This is a genomic window from Fulvivirga lutea (genome assembly GCF_017068455.1).
Lineage (GTDB): Bacteria > Bacteroidota > Bacteroidia > Cytophagales > Cyclobacteriaceae > Fulvivirga > Fulvivirga lutea.
Genome location: NZ_CP070608.1, coordinates 3040952 through 3059324 on the forward strand (window position 1 = coordinate 3040952; position 18373 = coordinate 3059324).

Annotated in this window: 15 protein-coding genes; 7 read left to right on the forward strand and 8 right to left on the reverse strand. The window is 37.1% G+C overall.

What is annotated here, in order from left to right; all coding sequences use genetic code 11:
- Positions 1-114 precede the first annotated feature (114 nt).
- From JR347_RS13625 to JR347_RS13635, 3 genes are read left to right on the forward strand one after another with little or no spacing between them, the layout of a single operon-like run.
- On the forward strand, positions 115-957 hold the full coding sequence (locus tag JR347_RS13625) for an alpha/beta fold hydrolase (RefSeq protein ID WP_205721143.1): 843 nt from the start codon (positions 115-117) through the stop codon (positions 955-957).
- Positions 947-1438: an RNA polymerase sigma factor gene (locus tag JR347_RS13630; RefSeq protein WP_205721144.1), complete on the forward strand. Its 492-nt coding sequence runs from the start codon at positions 947-949 to the stop codon at positions 1436-1438. The genes JR347_RS13625 and JR347_RS13630 overlap by 11 nt, the downstream gene beginning before the upstream one ends.
- Entirely contained in the window at positions 1431-2027 is a 597-nt protein-coding gene (locus JR347_RS13635; protein WP_205721145.1) for a hypothetical protein, read from the forward strand. Before JR347_RS13630 ends, JR347_RS13635 begins: the two co-directional genes overlap by 8 nt.
- Positions 2028-2200: 173 nt before the next feature.
- Here the strand turns inward: JR347_RS13635 and JR347_RS13640 are convergent, their stop codons facing one another.
- Together JR347_RS13640 and JR347_RS13645 are read right to left on the reverse strand one after the other, a co-directional pair.
- Positions 2201-3517: a TldD/PmbA family protein gene (locus JR347_RS13640; RefSeq protein WP_205721146.1), complete on the reverse strand. Its 1317-nt coding sequence runs from the start codon at positions 3515-3517 to the stop codon at positions 2201-2203.
- Positions 3518-3546: 29 nt separating this feature from the next.
- A complete protein-coding gene (locus JR347_RS13645) occupies positions 3547-5190 on the reverse strand; it encodes a TldD/PmbA family protein (protein ID WP_205721147.1) in 1644 nt (547 codons plus the stop codon).
- Positions 5191-5323: 133 nt separating this feature from the next.
- On the opposite strand from JR347_RS13645, the gene dinB reads away from it, so the two are divergent.
- Positions 5324-6400 (forward strand): DNA polymerase IV, encoded by a 1077-nt coding sequence (gene dinB / locus JR347_RS13650; protein WP_205721148.1) that lies wholly within the window; start codon positions 5324-5326, stop codon positions 6398-6400.
- Between the two features lies 1 nt (position 6401).
- On the opposite strand, the gene JR347_RS13655 is transcribed toward dinB, so the two are convergent.
- From JR347_RS13655 to JR347_RS13680, 6 genes are all read right to left on the reverse strand, one after another.
- A complete protein-coding gene (locus JR347_RS13655) occupies positions 6402-7736 on the reverse strand; it encodes a sensor histidine kinase (protein ID WP_205721149.1) in 1335 nt (444 codons plus the stop codon).
- Positions 7737-7785: 49 nt separating this feature from the next.
- Positions 7786-8463, reverse strand: coding sequence for a DUF6989 domain-containing protein (locus JR347_RS13660; RefSeq protein WP_205721150.1), 678 nt, complete (start codon positions 8461-8463; stop codon positions 7786-7788).
- Entirely contained in the window at positions 8464-9753 is a 1290-nt protein-coding gene (locus tag JR347_RS13665) for an oxygenase MpaB family protein (protein WP_205721151.1), read from the reverse strand. It abuts the gene before it with no gap.
- 99 nt (positions 9754-9852) lie between these two features.
- Complete coding sequence (locus JR347_RS13670; protein WP_205721152.1) at positions 9853-10584, reverse strand: class I SAM-dependent methyltransferase; 732 nt, start codon at positions 10582-10584, stop codon at positions 9853-9855.
- Position 10585: 1 nt separating this feature from the next.
- On the reverse strand, positions 10586-12967 hold the full coding sequence (locus tag JR347_RS13675; protein WP_205721153.1) for an FG-GAP-like repeat-containing protein: 2382 nt from the start codon (positions 12965-12967) through the stop codon (positions 10586-10588).
- Between the two features lie 151 nt (positions 12968-13118).
- Positions 13119-13583 carry a YiiD C-terminal domain-containing protein gene (locus JR347_RS13680; protein WP_235689680.1) on the reverse strand — a complete coding sequence of 155 codons (465 nt, stop codon included), beginning with the start codon at positions 13581-13583 and terminating at the stop codon, positions 13119-13121.
- A 75-nt stretch (positions 13584-13658) separates the two neighbouring features.
- On the opposite strand from JR347_RS13680, the gene JR347_RS13685 reads away from it, so the two are divergent.
- From JR347_RS13685 to JR347_RS13695, 3 genes are all read left to right on the forward strand, one after another.
- On the forward strand, positions 13659-14090 hold the full coding sequence (locus JR347_RS13685) for a peptidylprolyl isomerase (RefSeq protein ID WP_205721154.1): 432 nt from the start codon (positions 13659-13661) through the stop codon (positions 14088-14090).
- Between the two features lie 140 nt (positions 14091-14230).
- The gene (locus JR347_RS13690) at positions 14231-15310 is read left to right on the forward strand and encodes an efflux RND transporter periplasmic adaptor subunit (RefSeq protein WP_205721155.1); all 1080 of its coding nucleotides are present in this window, start codon (positions 14231-14233) and stop codon (positions 15308-15310) included.
- Positions 15303-18362 carry an efflux RND transporter permease subunit gene (locus JR347_RS13695; RefSeq protein WP_205721156.1) on the forward strand — a complete coding sequence of 1020 codons (3060 nt, stop codon included), beginning with the start codon at positions 15303-15305 and terminating at the stop codon, positions 18360-18362. Before JR347_RS13690 ends, JR347_RS13695 begins: the two co-directional genes overlap by 8 nt.
- The last annotated feature ends 11 nt before the right edge of the window (positions 18363-18373 follow it).

Consider the following 18373-nt stretch of genomic DNA (forward strand, 5'->3'; position numbering starts at 1 on the left):
ATTAAGAGCATAACCGAGAGTACATCTTATTCAGTGTGATTAAAAATATTTTCAACCATTTGTAACAATCATTCAATCTATGGATCAAATGGGAAATTTTAAACAACTAGACAAATGAAAAAATTACTATTCACACTCGCTGCATTGATTTTGATAAACTTATCATATGGTCAATCACCCATTAAAGTAGATAAAGATGGAACAGGCAATCCTATCCTATTTTTGCCCGGATTCACCACTCCTGGATCGGTCTGGAATGAGACTATTGAGAATCTCAACGGAACTTATGAAACTCATGTAGTAACCTATGCCGGGTTTGATGGCTTAGAGCCAATCGGTACACCTTGGTATGCACCAATTAAAGATGAACTCATCAAATATATTAATGAACAGAACTTAAAAAACCTGACAGTAATAGGACACAGCATGGGCGGCAACCTGGCGACTGAAATAGCGGCAGATCTAGCTGAGAATGTTACTGGCTTAATTTTGGTAGATGCACTACCATGCATGCGTGAATTAATGATGCCGGGCGTTCCTGCCAGTTCTTTACAATATGAAAGTCCATATAATAAAAGAATTATAGATATGGATGAGGATGCATTTGCTCAAATGGCTTATGGAATGGCTTCTAACATGACCATTACCAAAGAGAAGATTGAAGAAATAGCGGGTTGGTCTAAAATAGCAGATCGTGAAACTTATGTGTATGGCTATACGGATTTGCTTAAATTAGATTTACGACCAGAATTGCAGAATATTAAAGTAAAGACATTGATTCTTGGCGCTACTTTTCCAACAAAAGAAATGGCTCAAAAGACTTTTGAACAACAATATGCCAACTTATCTAGTAAGTCGATTGTAATGGCTGATGATAGCAAGCATTTTATTATGTTCGATCAGCCTGAGTGGTTTTTCGAGCAAGTAAACAACTACTTAACCGAGTATGCCCAGTAATCAGCTCTTTGAACAACTTCATTCAGAATATTATTCCATGGTACACCAGATGTGCCTGGGTTTTATGAAAGGTGATGAAGACCTGGCGGCTGATCTTTCGCAGGAAACATTTATAAACACATGGAGAGCCCTGGACAAGTTTCAGGGTGGCTCCAGCTACAAAACATGGATTTATAGAATTACAGTGAACACTTGCTTGAAATATATTAGAGACAATAAGTCGAAGCTGCATGTTTCCTTAGAAGAAGAAAGATCAGGTTTAGGAGAGCTACCAACTGAAAACGCCACTCAGCAAGACAATCAGGGGCTCTACGCAGCGATAGGGAAGCTTGGCAAAATGGATCGACTGATTATAATGATGGTTCTAGACGAGCTGAAGTACGAAGAAATAGCTGAGGTAGTAGGTATTAACGAGGGAAATCTCCGTGTTCGAATACACAGAATTAAAAAACAACTAAAGAAATTATTAAATCATGAGTAAAGATTTTGATGATATTAAAAATAAATGGCAGAGTGCAAAGAAAGAACAGTCAACTAGCAAGGTAAGTGCTGTTGAACTAATTGAGCTGTCCAAGAAAAAAATGAAAAGTGTGGTAAATATGCACTTAGCCAATATGGGCATATTGATCATTACATTTATCGGTATTGTAGCCTTCATAGTTTATTTGGCTCGTTTTCAAGAGACATTGAGTCATATAGGCGTGGCACTCATGTTAGGTGGTTTGGCAATTAGAATAGTCATTGAAGGCTATAGTATTTATTTATCTTCAGCCATCGATTTGAGCAAATCAGTTCAGGAGGTAAATGAACAGTATCTTGGTTTTTACAATTATAGAAAGCGGATTCATGGTCCTGTAACGATAACCATTCTAGTTTTATATGTTATTGGCTATTTCCTGCTGTTACCAGAGTTTAATGTTTATTTGAGTGATACCATGATGATTTTCATTACCGTTTCGCTAATACCTGCTGCCTTTATTGTTGGTTATTCAATTAAGAATGGAATTAAGAAAGAGATGGGAATTTTAACTGAATTGATGGATACAAGAGACTCACTAACTATAGAGTAAAATTAACCATACTATTCCATACCATTTAACCTTACTAAGCTTTTAAAGCTTGGTAAGGTTGTTAAGTTGTTAGGTTGTTAGGTTGTTAGGTTGTTAGGTTGATGTAAGAACACAAAAAAGCCTTCTGGTTCATACCAAAAGGCTTTTTTAAAAAAAACTTAACTCAAGTAAACTTAAACGGCATCTGAGAGACTCGTGAACGTGAAGTCACGAATTTTCATATACGGAATTAAGTTACCATTTACCCGTTCTTGCTGGCCTAAAGTCTCCAGATTATTGAGCATAATTATTGGACTCTCATTAAATCTGAAATTTTTAATAGGATAAGCAATCTTACCATTCTCAATAAAGAAAGTACCATCTCTGGTTAAACCAGTGTAAAGCAATGTCTGAGGATCGACTGTTCTGATATACCATAAACGAGTGACTAAAATACCTCGCTTGGTATCTTTGATCATATCTTCTAATGAAGCATCGCCTCCAGCCATTATTCCATTACTTGGAAACGGTACAGCTTCCACTCCTTTTTCCTTAGCCCAATAGCGGCTGTAGAATAAATTCTTTGCTACACCATCTTTCACTAAGTCCATTTTCTTTAATGGCTGTCCACTTCCATTCCAGGGAGCTGAAGGTACTTCTTCATTTAAAGGATCCGTATAAATATGAACCCGCTCATCTACAATTTTCTCTCCTAGCTTGGTGCCACCACCTTCTTTAGACATAAAGCTTCTGCCTTCATCAGCACTTCTGGCATCGAATGAACTGATCATATTGCCCAGTAACGTTTCAGAAGCAGAGGGCTCGAGAATTACAGTGTATTTACCCGGCTCAATTGCTCTGGCTTTTCTTGACATTAGCGCTTTATCTATTGCTCTTTTGGATGCTTCTGCAGCTTCTAACTTGCTTACATCAGTTACATCTCTGGTTGCCCAACCTGAGCCAGTACCGTCATTAGTACGCATCGTAACGGTAAAATTGGCATTAGTATCCTGATTATAAGCAAACAATCCATTGCTGTTGATCATCGCATTGAAATTGTAAGAATCATCAAGGAACCCTGCAGCCGTAACATCCTGAGCTTTTGCCGGATTGATGCTATTAGCTGCTACCTGCGTTCTAAATTCAGGTTTAATTTTAGCAGTAGCTTCACTATATGTTTTGGACTCATCATACTCTTGAGGGCCTAATGGAGGCATAAACTCAGGGTTTTCAGGAGAAAGTTTCGCTAACTCTTCTGCTCTCCTTACTACTTTTTCCAAAGACTTATCATCAAACTCATCTATTGTAGCAGTACCCGTTTTATTTCCAAAACTCGATGTAACTACTAAGCTCTGATTAGATCGATGACCTGCAGTTGAAACTGTATTTCTAGCGTATCTAATATTGCCACTCTCATTTCCTGAGAGGTTTATTTCGCACGTTTCTGCCTTTGAGAATGATAATGCTTTCTCTAGTATCTGACGTGCTTCTTCTTTTGAATATATTGCCATAGTTTTATCTCAATTTAAATTAAACATTATTAGATAGTACGTCCTGTGTTAATCACATTCACACCATCAAATCGGGTAGTTGAACTACCATGAGATACAGCACTTACCTGAGAAGGCTGCCCTTTACCATCAAAGAAAGAACCCATTAATCGGTAATCATCTTTATCACAAATTTTAGAACATGAATTCCAGAATTCCTGTGTATTTGACTGATAGGCTACATCATTTAACTGATTCGTGATTTTACCATCTTTTATTTCAAAGAAGGCTGTACCACCAAACTGGAAGTTATAACGCTGCTGATCGATTGAATAAGAACCTCTACCGGCAATGTAAATACCTTTCTCCACATCACTCACCATATCATCAACAGAATACTTCTCTTTACCTGATTCTAAAGAAACATTTGGCATTCTCTGGAACTGTACATCATTCCAGCTTTGTGAGTAGCAGCAACCATGAGACTCATTCTGGTCAATCATGTGAACCTGATCTCTAATAGCCTGATAATTTACCAAAATACCATCTCTTACCAAATCCCATTTCTTACACTCCACTCCTTCGTCATCATACCCAACTGCACCTAATGAACCTACTTGTGTTTTGTCTGCTACAAGGTTTACTAGCTTACTTCCGTAGTTAAAGTCTCCAGACTTCCACTTGTCCAATGTGGCGAAACTGGTTCCTGCATAATTGGCTTCATAACCAAGTACCCTATCCAGCTCTAGTGGGTGGCCAACAGATTCATGTATTGTTAAACCTAAATGGTTAGGCTCTAATACAAGATCATATTTACCAGGATCAACTGACTTAGCTGTTAGCATTTCTTTTGCCTGAACGGCTGAAGCGATAGCATCTTCCACTATATCGTAGCTATTTCTATAGAGATTTAAACCTGTGCCTTGCGGGCCGGGAATTTTCTCTGAGTCCAAGCCATCCATGTACTCATAACCCATTCCCATTGGAGCGCTTAGTCCCTGACGAGATTTAAACTTGCCGTCACCAATAGCAGTTACGTTCATATATGGCCAAATTCTATGCACATCCTGATCGATGTACGACCCGTCAGTAGAAGCAAAATACTTTTGCTCATTTACCAAAAATAAGGCGGTTGTTACGTAGCTGGCGCCATTTTCCATGGCAGCAGCATTCGCTTTTAAAAGCAAATCAACTTTCTCAGAAACTGGCACATCTTTAAAGTCTTTTTTAATTGGAGTTTTCCATGAAACCTCACCATGCCCTTTTACAGGAGCCAATTCTACGGGCTCAGTCTGAATTTTAGAGTTTGCCTTCGCTATTGCTATTGCCTGATTGGTAGCTTTTTTAATGCCATCAGGAGATACATCATTTGTAGATGCAAATCCCCAGGTACCATTCGCAATTACCCGAATACCAATTCCAAATGATTCTGTATTTACCACATTCTGAACTTTATCTTCACGGGTAAACACATATTGATTTAAGTATCGACCGATACGGGCATCGGCATACGTAGCTCCTAATGACTTGGCCGTGTTGAGAGCAACATCAGACATCATTTTTTTGGTAGCTATATCCATTCCAGGCTCCAATAGTGCTTCAGCAGATATCGACTTTCCCATTAATGCACTGGGAATCATCATCGCACCTGCAGCTCCTAATCCGGCTAGCTGGACAAAATCTCTTCTTTTCAAGTTTCCTCCTTTTTTTGGTTATACTTCTTTTAATTTGAGTAAGACTCAATCTTTAAGTTGATGAGATAGAGTTGCATTTCAAATTGCATTTATTTAAACGGTCATATAAAAAGGTATCAGGCTACCGCTCAACATGCGAAAGATCATACACATAGATATGGATGCATTCTATGCTTCTGTGGAGCAGCGAGATAACCCTGAGCTAAAGGGCAAACCTGTGGCTGTGGGTGGTTCTTCAGAGCGTGGTGTGGTGGCTGCTGCCAGTTATGAAGCCCGAAAGTACGGTGTAAAGTCAGCCATGCCTTCGAAAATAGCTGCTAACAGGTGCCCGGAATTGATTTTTGTCCATCCACGATTTGATGCTTACAAAGCTGTTTCGCAGCAAATCAGGGAGATATTCTATGATTACACGGATTTGGTGGAGCCTTTGTCACTTGATGAGGCCTACCTTGATGTTACTTCCAACAAGAAAGGCATGAAATCCGCAACACGCATTGCGCTGGAAATAAAAAAACGAATTAAAGAATCAACCGAATTAACAGCTTCAGCAGGTATATCCATGAACAAGTTTCTGGCTAAAACCGCCTCTGATGTTAAAAAACCTGATGGTTTATTTCTGATTCCACCCGACCAGGCAGTGGCTTATGTTGAGCGAATGCCCATTGAAAAGTTCTTTGGTATAGGTAAGGTAACAGCTGAAAAAATGCATAAGATGGGGATTTTCACCGGATCTGATTTAAAGAAATGGGAAGAATACTCATTGGTGGATCGATTTGGGAAGTCTGGATACTATTATTACAAAATAGCCCGAGCCATTGATGAACGGGAAGTGAACCCAAATAGAATAAGAAAATCATTAGGTGCAGAAAATACCTTTAATAATGATTTGATGACCATGGAGGCTATTCGAAAAGAATTAGATACAATCACTGATGTGTTGGTTAGACGAATGAATTCCTCAAAGACTGTAGGCAGAACCTTAACATTGAAGGCGAAGTACTCGGACTTCAGAATTATCACTCGTAGTAAAACGGTTGATTATTGGATTGAGACCAAGGAACAGATCGAGCAGATTTATGATGAATTAGCCTCTCAAATTGAAATTGAAAATGGTTTCCGATTATTAGGCCTCGCTTTGAACAATTTGAACCATGAAGAACAGGATGAAAGTGAAGAACCTAAAGAAACTCAATTGACGCTTGAATTCTAGCTTAATTGCTTATCGGTTTAAACTCCACCACGAAAACTGCACCATAGCCTGATCTATCCTCATACCAAACCTTTGCTTCAATTAACTCAGCATAGCGTTTTACTAACGACAAACCTAGTCCTGTAGAGCTTTCACCTCCGGTTGGTCTTGCAGATAATTTTGAAAATTTTTGAAACAGCTTATCCTGCTCTTCTTTTGCTACACCAGGCCCCTGATCAATCACTCTTACCTGCAAATTCTCATTATCTACTGTAGTTTGAACTTTAACTTCTTTCCCTTTCTCAGAAAATTTTATAGCGTTTGAGAGAAGGTTTTCAAAAATTAAGGCAAAATAGGTTTCATCAGCATTTACACGAGCTTTTGGAGCCTTATTTTCATAAACAATTTTAATATTTTTTGAATTGGCCGATTCTTCCACACCCAAGATCAGTTCTTCCAAAAATTCATTTACATCAAACTCTTCATGCTGCAATTCCACGTGGTTTTGACTAGATGCATCCATTTCCAATACCCTATTTACTAAGTGCTGGGCACTGCTAGAAGCATCTAAAATCATTTTAGAATATTCATGACTCATAGTCTCATCTTTTTCTACCTCCATAAGTGAAACAAGACTGGAGATATTTTTAAGTGGACTTCTTAAGTCGTGTGATAAAACCCTAATAATGTAATCTTTTTCTTCAACAAGTTTAGACAGATGCTCCGATTGCATTTCAATCATCTCCTTCTGTTCCTGTAACTGAGCATTATTTTCCGCTAAACTATTGAGTGCTTTTGTTTGGGTATGCTCAAAAACAAATGAAATAAATAAGATAATTAAAAGTAGGCCAGGCACTACTGAAAGAAACCATAGTGTTTTAAATTCAGGATTATACTCTACGGGTAATTCATAGCCTTCAACCGCCAAAACGCCATAAATTACCATGGCACTGAATGAAATAACTCCCCAAAAAATAGCAGCAGACCTATTAACAACCAATAGTGCAAGAACCGGAATGGATATTATCCATGGATAAATTGCCGACCACATTCCGCCAGAAAAATGAGTAAGGAATATGACTGCAAACGAGCCAATGAATACATAAATATTACCCAATAAAACGATGGGTAATTTAGTTTTCACAAAAAAGGCGAGCACAATAAACCCAACGACATTAAATATCATAAGGTAAACGCCCTTATCGTACCCAAACAAATAACTAAAAAGAATGTAAGAATTTGAGAATAAACTGGTAAGCCAGCATGCTCTGACTAATAGTCTGGCACGCCTTAATTCTTCCAAATCGCCAAAACGACTAGGGTGAATAAAATAGTCTATAAATGAAGCTATGTTCATTAATTTAAGATATATCTAAATGCAATATAACAATGATCTGTATCAAAATTTAATGTGCTACATGAAAAGCTATGATGGCACTGATTAAAATCCAGACTCCTTCTGCGACACCCAAACCTATTGTTTTACCCACTTTATTATGTTCTGAATAGTACACTAGCAAGGGTAATGAAAGTGAGATAAGTGCCTCACAAACAATTACATAGAGAGGTGCATTTAGCACCATAGTGGTGTTGTTATGATACCACCACCAACCGGCATTTTTGGCCAAATGCTCATACATAGGAATATACATTCCACCAGCAATGCACAAAAATATTGACGCTTTCAACAGGCCAAACCTTTTGGTTAGAAGCACACCAACAAAGCTTAGCTGAAGAATAACATTCGACCATGCAAATGGCATGTATGCCGGTGAACTCCAAATCATCAATTCATTGCCAGGATATACAAGGCTGTTAATGGTACTAACTAAATAATGGTCCGTAGCCAATTCCAAGATACCCGCTATGGTTCCAAAAATGGCTAGTCGTAATATTAATGGGTTATCGTATTTAAAAGCATAAAACCAATAAAACAAGTAGAGTGTATAGGTTATAATGCTTGCAGAAGTTGGGCCTGATGCTAAAAGCGAGCTACCAAAAGACCAGCTTAATAGGATTCCTGAAGTGGTTAGTATAACGATGGTAGTCTTTTTATCCAGACCCGGAATTTCGCTTGTATTCATTTAGATGTTTTGTTTTTTTCGTTGCAATGCAATTCTATTTTCACCGATGGTTAACAGGCTTCTACTGTCTTCCCATTCATTTTCTAAATTCCAATTCTTTCTCAATGACGGTGGTATGTAAAAATTAACCTCCTTCCCACCATTAAAGTGGTGAATGATACCTTGCATTAATAATTTATTGAATGATTTAGACACCTTTTGTATAAACAGGTGATGCTCTAATTGTCCTATCCCTTTAGATATAAATTTTGAAATAGCCATGGCAATTCTTCCTTGTTTTTCGTCACTCTTAGAAACACCAATATACTCTGCCAAATCTTTATTTGAAGCCTTTGAGAAATCATCTAAGAAAGTAGCCATCAAGTACGATGGTAATTCATGGAAAGCGTTACCTGGAATAGTGTGATTTATAAAATCGATACAAGCTTGTGTCAGTGCTTTACCAGCTTCAGAGGGTATGGCTTGATGTTGTAGTATTCTGGATGCCAAAGAAAATCCCTCGTCAAATGTTGATGGTAATAGCTCTTCTTTGATTCCCATTAAATAACCGACAACTTTCCAGGAATGCATATAAGCATTTTTTTGTTCGTCCGACAAGCTGATTCCCAAATGCTCAAGTCCGTTTAAAATCACCGGTGCAAAAGACATGAGCGTTCCGGCAAGATCTTCCTGGTTTATTGGCTCTCCATTTTCTTGAACATCCCATGGTGCTCCATTGTAGCCTTTGGTTTTCAAGAAGTACCTAATAGACGCATGAATTAGCCTTATTTTCTGAATTGTAATAATACCTTGCCCGCTTTGTTTAAGGCCACCTTCCGACATTACATTCACGATCATTTGGGCAGTTTCCATCAGTCTCCTCGCTAATGGATGAACGTTGCCATTGTGGGTTAGCAGCCTTCCAGTATCATAAAGCACTAAAGCTCCTTTGCCACAAGTATAACACATTGGTAATGAGCTCACATTCAGCAACATAAATATCTCTGGCCCATAAAGACTAAATACTTCTTCTCCTTTTTCTATCAGTTCTTGATCTGCCCAATCCGGCAACTTGGCTGATTCATCGATGTAGTCATTGAGTATGTCCTGAAGTTGTTGATCAAACTTGTTAAAGCTTGATTTTGTGATACTTGATTCGCTCACCAGTGTTTTAAAAACTTCATTTACTTGCTTCTCAAAACCTGATTCTATGATGTTTTTCACAGTGTTATCTGCTAATGGATCCGTCACATAGCGAAGTTCATCAAGTTTAACAGTGGTAATTTTTGAGATATCAAAAGTCTGGCTCATGTAGAATCGCTTAATAAAGTCAATCGATAAATATAGGAAAAGAAATGAATCGAAAAAGAGGTAATTATATAACCAGTTGAGGATCTGATAATTACATTTTTACCCATAAGCGCAGGTCGTGAATATTGGAAATGTAACTTCCAAATTCATGCTGCCCCAAGTTTCGTTAAGATCAGCTTTGATTTGATCAACGGGATTTTTACCGTTCTTTTTTTGATAATGCTTTACGGCAGACCACGTATTTAAATAACCTAAATAGTGATTTATATCCCAAGCTACTTTTAAATGGAAATTTTGACGTTGAACTTCATCAAAAGGAAATGAGATAGATTGATATTTGTCATCAATATGTTTTCGCTCGTCATCCCAATATGGGCCAATGATATTAAAGTAAAAATGCTTTATAATCTCATCAACTTCAGCATTAACATAATTTAACCCATATCCGAAGGCAATGAGTACACCATCAGGTTTCAAAACCCTTTTCACTTCTTTGAAAAATTGATCGAAGTTAAACCAATGTAATGCCTGCCCTACAGTAATTAAATTAAACTGATGATCACTAAAATTGGTTTTTTCTGCCACTTGAACGGAATAATGTATGTTCGATTTGATTATAGCATGTTTAATTTGATTAGCGCTCAGATCAGTAGCCTCAACTTTTTCAAATATTTCTGCGAGTCTACCTGCTACTTGTCCGTTACCTGTTGCACAATCCCAAGCCTGACTCCTGCCGTTAAGTTTTGATTTTATGTAATCGTACAACCCTTCCGGATAGGTTGGCCGGTACTTACCATAGTTATCTGAGTCTTTGGAGAATTTGTCTTTCAAATTAATCTTGAAATAGGATTTTCATTCTTCTTTTTTCTTTGTCCCCTGATAATGTAAGTATAATTAGCCTTGAGTTATTGTGTTGAGATAATTTTATCTGGTTTAAATCATTTTCCAGTGTTCCATAATTAATAAGCTTACCGATAACATCAACAATTTCATAAGATTTGAATATACCATTGGAATTATCAATAAATATGTAATCTTGAACTGGATTTGGAAACACTTTCAATATCTCTGAATTTAAACTTTCATCAGAATCTAATATTGGATCTTCTATCCTTATGACTTTTTTTTCAAAACAATCATTTTTATCTCGAATAGTAAGCTCATAAATTCCAGGTAAATTTATAGTGATAGTGTCATTAGTCTGTTTTAGAGCATCATTCCATAAATAATTATAAGGTTCTACTCCTCCAGAGACACTAGCATAAACATTAAATTCATTTGGTTCAAGTGTCGTATAAGTAATGTTAATTACTAACTCTTCTGGTTCTGATACTAGTAAAGATGTATCCAATTCACAACCGAAATTGTTACCTATAACAACATTATATTTAGCGGGAGGTAACATTTTTTTTGTAAATGAATTTATCCCATCTTCCCATTCGACAAATGAAAGTGACTCACCTGATAAAAATATTTCTCCATCTTCATTGCCAAAACAGTTGACATCATTAATTATAACATCAGGATTTGGAGATTCTGCAAATTCTATTTGTAAATTAATTGAGTCAACCAGGGCTCTCCCACCTATATCTACTTCCAATCTATAAATACCTGATTCCTCGACAATTATCATAGGAGAACTAGATCCGTTAGACCATGAATAATCAAATTTAGAACTATAAATAGATGAACCTAAAACTATTCCCTCTCCTGGACATAAGTAGTCTTTTCCCTCAATTACCAGTTTGGGTTTCACTACAGAGTACCTACCTTCTTTAAGCTTATTAATTTGATTTATCGACACACTTCTGACAGTATCATTATGCCCACTTGTCCATTCAACTATAACAGAATCAACACTTTGATTATTATTTAATCCAAAATGGACATACTTTGAATTTTGTCCTAAAAAGCCAATGCCACAATATTTTCTTTGTATCGCTTCTTTACCGTTAACAAATATTCTAATAAGTGATCCATAAGCATCTTTCGGACTAAGAGTACCTTCTAAATCAAATTTTATCCAATTATTGTCGGCCCCCAAGTTATGCCATATTTGGCTTTGATAATCATTAATATTGTTCACTGCTATATCAAGTAAACCGTCTGAATCCAAATCACCGATTGCATTTGCATAACTAGCCACTGTATCACCTACAAACCCTTGCTCAAATCTCTCAAAATTTCCACTTGACTTATTCTCAAATAATGCACTTGAAGGAACATGGCTACCAACTAATGATCCACTCACATATAGATCTAAATCACCATCATTGTCCATATCAAAAAAATTAGCTCCCCAACAAAACCCATTGAAGGTAACATTAGCATTCTCAGCAACTTCTGTAAACATTGAAGAATCATTCATGAGCAGCCTATTTCCATTTTGGATATTTGTAACATAAATGTCTTCAAACCCATTATTATCATAATCACCTAGCGCTATACCCATGCCTGAAGTTCTTGGCAAACTAGATCCAGATCTTATACTTGTGTTTTTAAATTTTAATGCTGACCGATTATTCAGCAATGTAGATAGTGGTGTTAAATCTTGAACTATATAAATATCTTGCCATCTGTCCCGATCATAATCAAAAAAAGAAGCGCAAAAAGGAAGTTTAGCAGAGTCTGCAACACCTAATTCAAGTGTAACATCTAGAAATGAATTGCCATTTATATTTTTATAAAGTTTATTAGAAGCAAACTCCGGTTTTCCATCATATCTTTTATCAGTAACGTATAAATCTAAAAATCCATCTCTATCAAAATCTCCCCAGTCAACACCTAATGAAGTAAGTGTGCTTAGCGGCAGATTCACTGACTCTGTCACATCAATCAGTTTCAAACTACCAGTATTTTTATAAAGTTTATTAATATCGTCAAAATTGGAAACAAAAAAATCTGTATTACCGTCATTATCATAATCGATCCACAAAACATGTTTCGATTCTGATTTTTCTTCTGGCAGAAGATCAATCTGCTCAAATTGTCCATTTCCTTTATTGATAAAGAATTTAATGCTCTGACCTGATGAAGTAGCTAGTGTAAGGTCGTCCAGACCATCTGCGTTAAAATCATAAAATGACACTCCACCACCTAATGTACTTGTACCATATTGAGTTGTGATACCCAAGTCTTGTGAAACATCAATAAACTGGGCACTTACAAAAGTGGATATCACGAGACTTAATAAAATTATTATGAAACGTAACATAAAAACTAGTTCTGATCATTCAAAGCTAGCTAAATATTTGAATTGGTATAAGTACTTTTTAGTTATTTATTCTACTGTAATTAATATGTTTTCCAAAACATCATATGGTATAATAACTTTTAACCCAAAAATAATAATGAGGCATTTTATCCTAGTTCACATCCCAATCAAAATCCTTCTTGCGTACATACACGGTTTTATCAACTTCACATATCACTTCTCCGTCTGAATTAAGAATTTCACATAAGAAGGTGTATTCATTTTTACCTATTTCATTAATCTCTTTTCTTATTTCTGATATTCTTTCCTGTGATAACTGAAAAGTACATTTCACCGTCCCTTTACCAGGTTTTTTGTAGCGAATAGCTGCAGATTTATCCATTACAATATATTTTTTACCAAGATTAGCTGTGAGAATAAACATGTACCATGGATCGCACATACTATATAATGACCCACCATAATGAATACCAACAAGGTTCTTATTGTACCATCTTAGTTTCATGATGACATCAAACCGTGAAAAATCTTTACTGATATATTTTAAACTGATGCCAGTCCCCAGCATTGGCGGCCACCAGTTAATCAACTTCATTTTTGTTCTTTTACTCAGCATTCATCAAAATTAGAAGATCAGGAAATATAAGCTAGAATTTCTATAGGTTTGCCTTGTTAAATAAATGAACGTCAAATGAAGACAGCAGAAATAAAAACAGAAAAAGGAACTATGAAAGTGGAGTTTTATGAAAAAGATGCTCCTAATACTGTCGCAAACTTTGTAAAATTATCAGAAGATGGGTTTTATGATGGACTTACATTTCATAGGGTGATACCAAACTTTGTCATTCAAGGTGGTTGCCCCGATGGCACAGGTGCAGGTGGCCCAGGCTATTCTATTGACTGCGAATTGGATGGAGATAACCAATTTCACGATCGTGGAGTTCTTTCCATGGCGCATGCAGGACGCAATACAGGAGGTAGCCAATTTTTCATTTGCCACAGCAGAGATAATACCGCTCACCTCGATAGAAACCACACCTGCTTCGGTAAAGTGATAGACGGTTTAGAGGTTATTGATAAGATTCAGGCTGGCGATAAAATTGAGAAAATAACAATATCTTAAAACTACTTTAAACGTAATAAAGGTCATTAGTCGATGCTAATGACCTTTTCATTTATTGCTATTGGTTATTAGTCTCTTTTTGATGAGTGGTTAAACATTAATCATCGTTTAAACATTAACTTTGTAGCGAATTTAACGACATGAATAAAACCGCAAAAACAATACTTATTTCCGTCATTATTTTGGGCCTGATTGCATTCATCGTTTACCCAAAAGTAAAAAAGGAAGTTACTGAAGAAGAAAACTCACCGGTCCCGCAATCATCACAAGCTTTAGAAGTGAATGCTGTTGTCGCTCAAAGTCAAAAATTAGATAACGACCTCAGAGTAACAGGTTCATTAACTTCCAATGAATCGGTTGTTCTGAAACCAGAAGTATCGGGCAGGGTAATTCAAATCAATTTCGAAGAAGGCCAAAGGGTTAAAAAAGGTCAACTTCTAATCGCATTGGATGCAAGTGAGGTTCGTGCTGAAATAGATAAACTCAACTTTACCAAAAAGCTAAATGAGGATAATGAGTATCGGCAAAAGCAACTATTAAAAAAAGAGGCCATCAGTCAGGAAGAATATGAAACGGCTTTAACCACCTTAAATACAACGCTTGCTGAAATTAGAGTAAGAGAAGTGCAATTACAAAAGCACCTTATTAGAGCACCGTTTGATGGAATTGCGGGATTAAGAAAAGTGAGCCCCGGCAGTTACATAAGTTCATCCGATGAGTTAGTAACAGTTTATAGCATCAATCCAATTAAAATAGATTTCTCGGTTCCTGGGAAATATGCTGCGCAGGTAAATGAAGGGGATAAACTACAATTTCAGGTAGACGGCTATGAAAATGAACTTTTCAAGGGAAGTATTTATGCAATAGAACCTCAAATTGATCCTTCAACACGATCAATAAGTATTCGTGCCACAAGTGCTAATAAAGAAAACAAATTATTGCCTGGTCAGTTCGCAAAAATACGGTTAACCATTTCCACCTTTCAAGAGGCTATACTCATTCCTACAGAGGCTGTAATTCCTGAACTCAATAGCAAAAAGGTGTTTGTAAGTAAAAATGGAAAAGTCGAAACTCGTGAAATTGAAACAGGAATTAGAATGAGTAATAACATTCAGGTCACAAGTGGTTTAAATAATGGCGATACAGTTATTACCACTGGTATTTTACAACTAAGAACTGGGATGCCAGTTAACTTAAATCTGATACCACTTAATGAGTAGTTTATCAAGTATAAGTATTAATAGGCCCGTTTTGGCCATCGTAATGTCATTACTGATAATGATATTAGGTGTTGTAGGTTTCAACTTTTTGGGGGTGAGAGAATACCCGAGCGTTGACCCACCGGTAATTACTGTCTCTACTACCTACCCTGGTGCGAATGCAGAAATTATTGAGACTCAAATTACCGAACCACTGGAAGAATCGATCAACGGAATTTCGGGTATCAAATCACTTACTTCAACTTCCAGGGACGGTCGTTCTACAATTCGAGTTGAGTTTGGTATCGATAGCGATTTAGAAGCTGCTGCCAATGATGTGAGAGATAAGACCTCACAAGCAGTGAGGAGCCTTCCTCCTGATGCTGAACCTCCGGTAGTTTCAAAATCAGATGCCGACAACTCCCCTATTATGGGCGTGCGTGTTTTTAGTGAAAACCGAAATCTCTTAGAGATATCCGAATTAGCTGAAAACTTGTTCAAAGAAAATTTTCAAACGATCTCAGGAGTTTCTCAAGTTGATATCTGGGGCGACAAAAGATACTCTATTCGACTATGGATGGATCCTGATAAGTTGGCGGCCTATCGGATTACACCGCTTGATATTCTAAACGCTGTAAATACACAAAATCTTGAATTACCTTCTGGTAGAATTGAAGGTGCTTCTACTGAACTTTCTGTTAGAACTCAAGGCCGATTAAATAGCCCAGAAGAATTTAATGAATTGATTATCAGGGAAGATGATAATGGGGTTGTAAGATTTAGAGATGTTGGTCGTGCCGAGTTCTTTCCGGAAAATGAACGCACTGTCCTAAAAAACAATGGCGTGCCAATGGTTATTGTGGTATTAAGACCGCAACCAGGTTCCAACAACCTAGATATTGCCAAAGAATTCTATACAAGATTAGAAGGCATTAGAAAGAACCTTCCTTCGGATATCGAAACGCAAATATCATTTGATAATACACAATATATATCCGACTCCATAGATGAGGTTGAACAAACTATATACATTGCTTTTGGACTTGTTGCGCTAATTATTTTTGCCTTTTTAAGGGATTGGAGAACTACGTTCATCCCTATCATTACTGTGCCTATTAGTCTAATTGGCTCATTTTTCTTAATGTACGCTTTTGATTTCTCGATTAACGTATTAACTCTTTTAGGCATTGTACTGGCCATTGGTCTTGTAGTAGATGATGCCATCGTAGTATTGGAAAACATATATAGTAAGATAGAAGGAGGACAAAACCCTGATGAAGCCGGTAAAAATGGTGCGAAGGAAATTTTCTTTGCCGTAATCAGTACTACTGTTGCACTTACATCAGTATTCTTCCCAATCGTATTTCTGGAAGGTTTAACAGGCCGATTATTCAGGGAATTTGGAGTTACCGTTGCTGGTGCAGTAGTGATATCAAGTTTTGTAGCGCTTACCCTTACCCCAATGCTAAGTGCTAAAATGCTTAAGAAGAGAGAGAAACAACAGTGGATATATAGCGTTACAGAGCCATTTTTTGTTTGGCTAAACACAACTTATGGTAATTCATTAAATACTTTTATGAAATACCGCTGGCTGGCATTTGTCATTATATTATTATCAGCTGGTGGCATCTACCTTCTCAATTCAAACATTCAGGAAGAAATGGCTCCCATGGAAGACCGTGGTAATTTCAGAATTTACGCCACCGGACCAGAGGGTGCTACTTTCGAGTATATGGATTTCTATATGGATCAGCTCACAGAGCTAATTGAAGAGAATGTTCCTGAAAATGAAACCATACTTACCATTACATCTCCAGGTTTTGGAGCTTCTTCCAGTGTAAACTCAGGTTTTGCAGTCGTGAATTTAGTAGATACAGAAAACAGAGAACGTAGTCAGGAAGAAATAGTTAATGCACTCAAGCCCAAAGTTGCACAAAATACTAGAGCGAGAGCCTTTGTAACTCAGCCACAAACTATTGGTGACCGGAGAGGTGGCCTGCCAGTACAATACGTTCTACAGGCCGGAACGCTGGATAAGTTAAATGAAGTAATTCCAGCCTTTTTAGATGAAGCACAGAATTCTGGTGTCTTCGATTTTGTGCAAGTTGATTTAAAATTTAACAAACCAGAAATAAGTATTGAAATTGACAGAGAAAAAGCTCGCGATTTGGGCGTGTCAGTAAGAAACATTGCTCAAACCCTTCAACTATCATTAAGTGGGCAGCGCTTCGGGTATTTTATTAAGAATGGTAAGCAATACCAAATCATTGGTCAGGTAGAAAGACAGGATAGAAATGATCCGCTTGACTTGAAATCTATCTATGTTCAAAACGATAATGGAACGTTGATACAGATGGATAATTTAGTAACACTAACCGAACGAACTACACCCCCCCAACTCTATCGCTACAATCGCTTTGCTTCAGCAACGATATCTGCCTCACTGAAAGAAGGCTATAGTTTAGGTGATGGTTTAAATAAAATGGATGAAATCTCTCAAAAGGTGCTGGATGGATCAGTGTCAACAGCTCTTGCAGGTACATCGCTTGAATTTAAACAGAGTTCTGGCAATTTGTATTTTGCATTTGGCTTTGCTTTAATACTTATTTATCTCGTATTGGCTGCTCAGTTTGAAAGCTTTAGAGATCCCCTGATCATTATGTTTACAGTACCATTGGCATTGGCAGGTACCCTACTATCGCTTTACCTGTTTGGCGAGACGATGAATATATTCAGTCAGATAGGTATAATCATGCTCATAGGTTTGGTGACTAAAAATGGAATTCTAATAGTAGAATTCGCAAATCAGCGAAAGGCTCAAGATATGAGCATTGATGAAGCTATAATAGGTGCTGCCAAATCCAGATTCCGACCAATATTAATGACTAGCCTTTCCACCATTCTGGGCATTTTACCAATAGCATTGGCATTGGGGGCTGGCTCTGAAAGTAGAGTGTCTATGGGTGTGGCAGTTATTGGAGGGATGATATTCGCTACTGTTCTTACACTATATGTCATTCCAGCCATATACTCATACATTTCAGGTAAACAAAAAAGAATGGCAAGAATATGAGGAACACATTT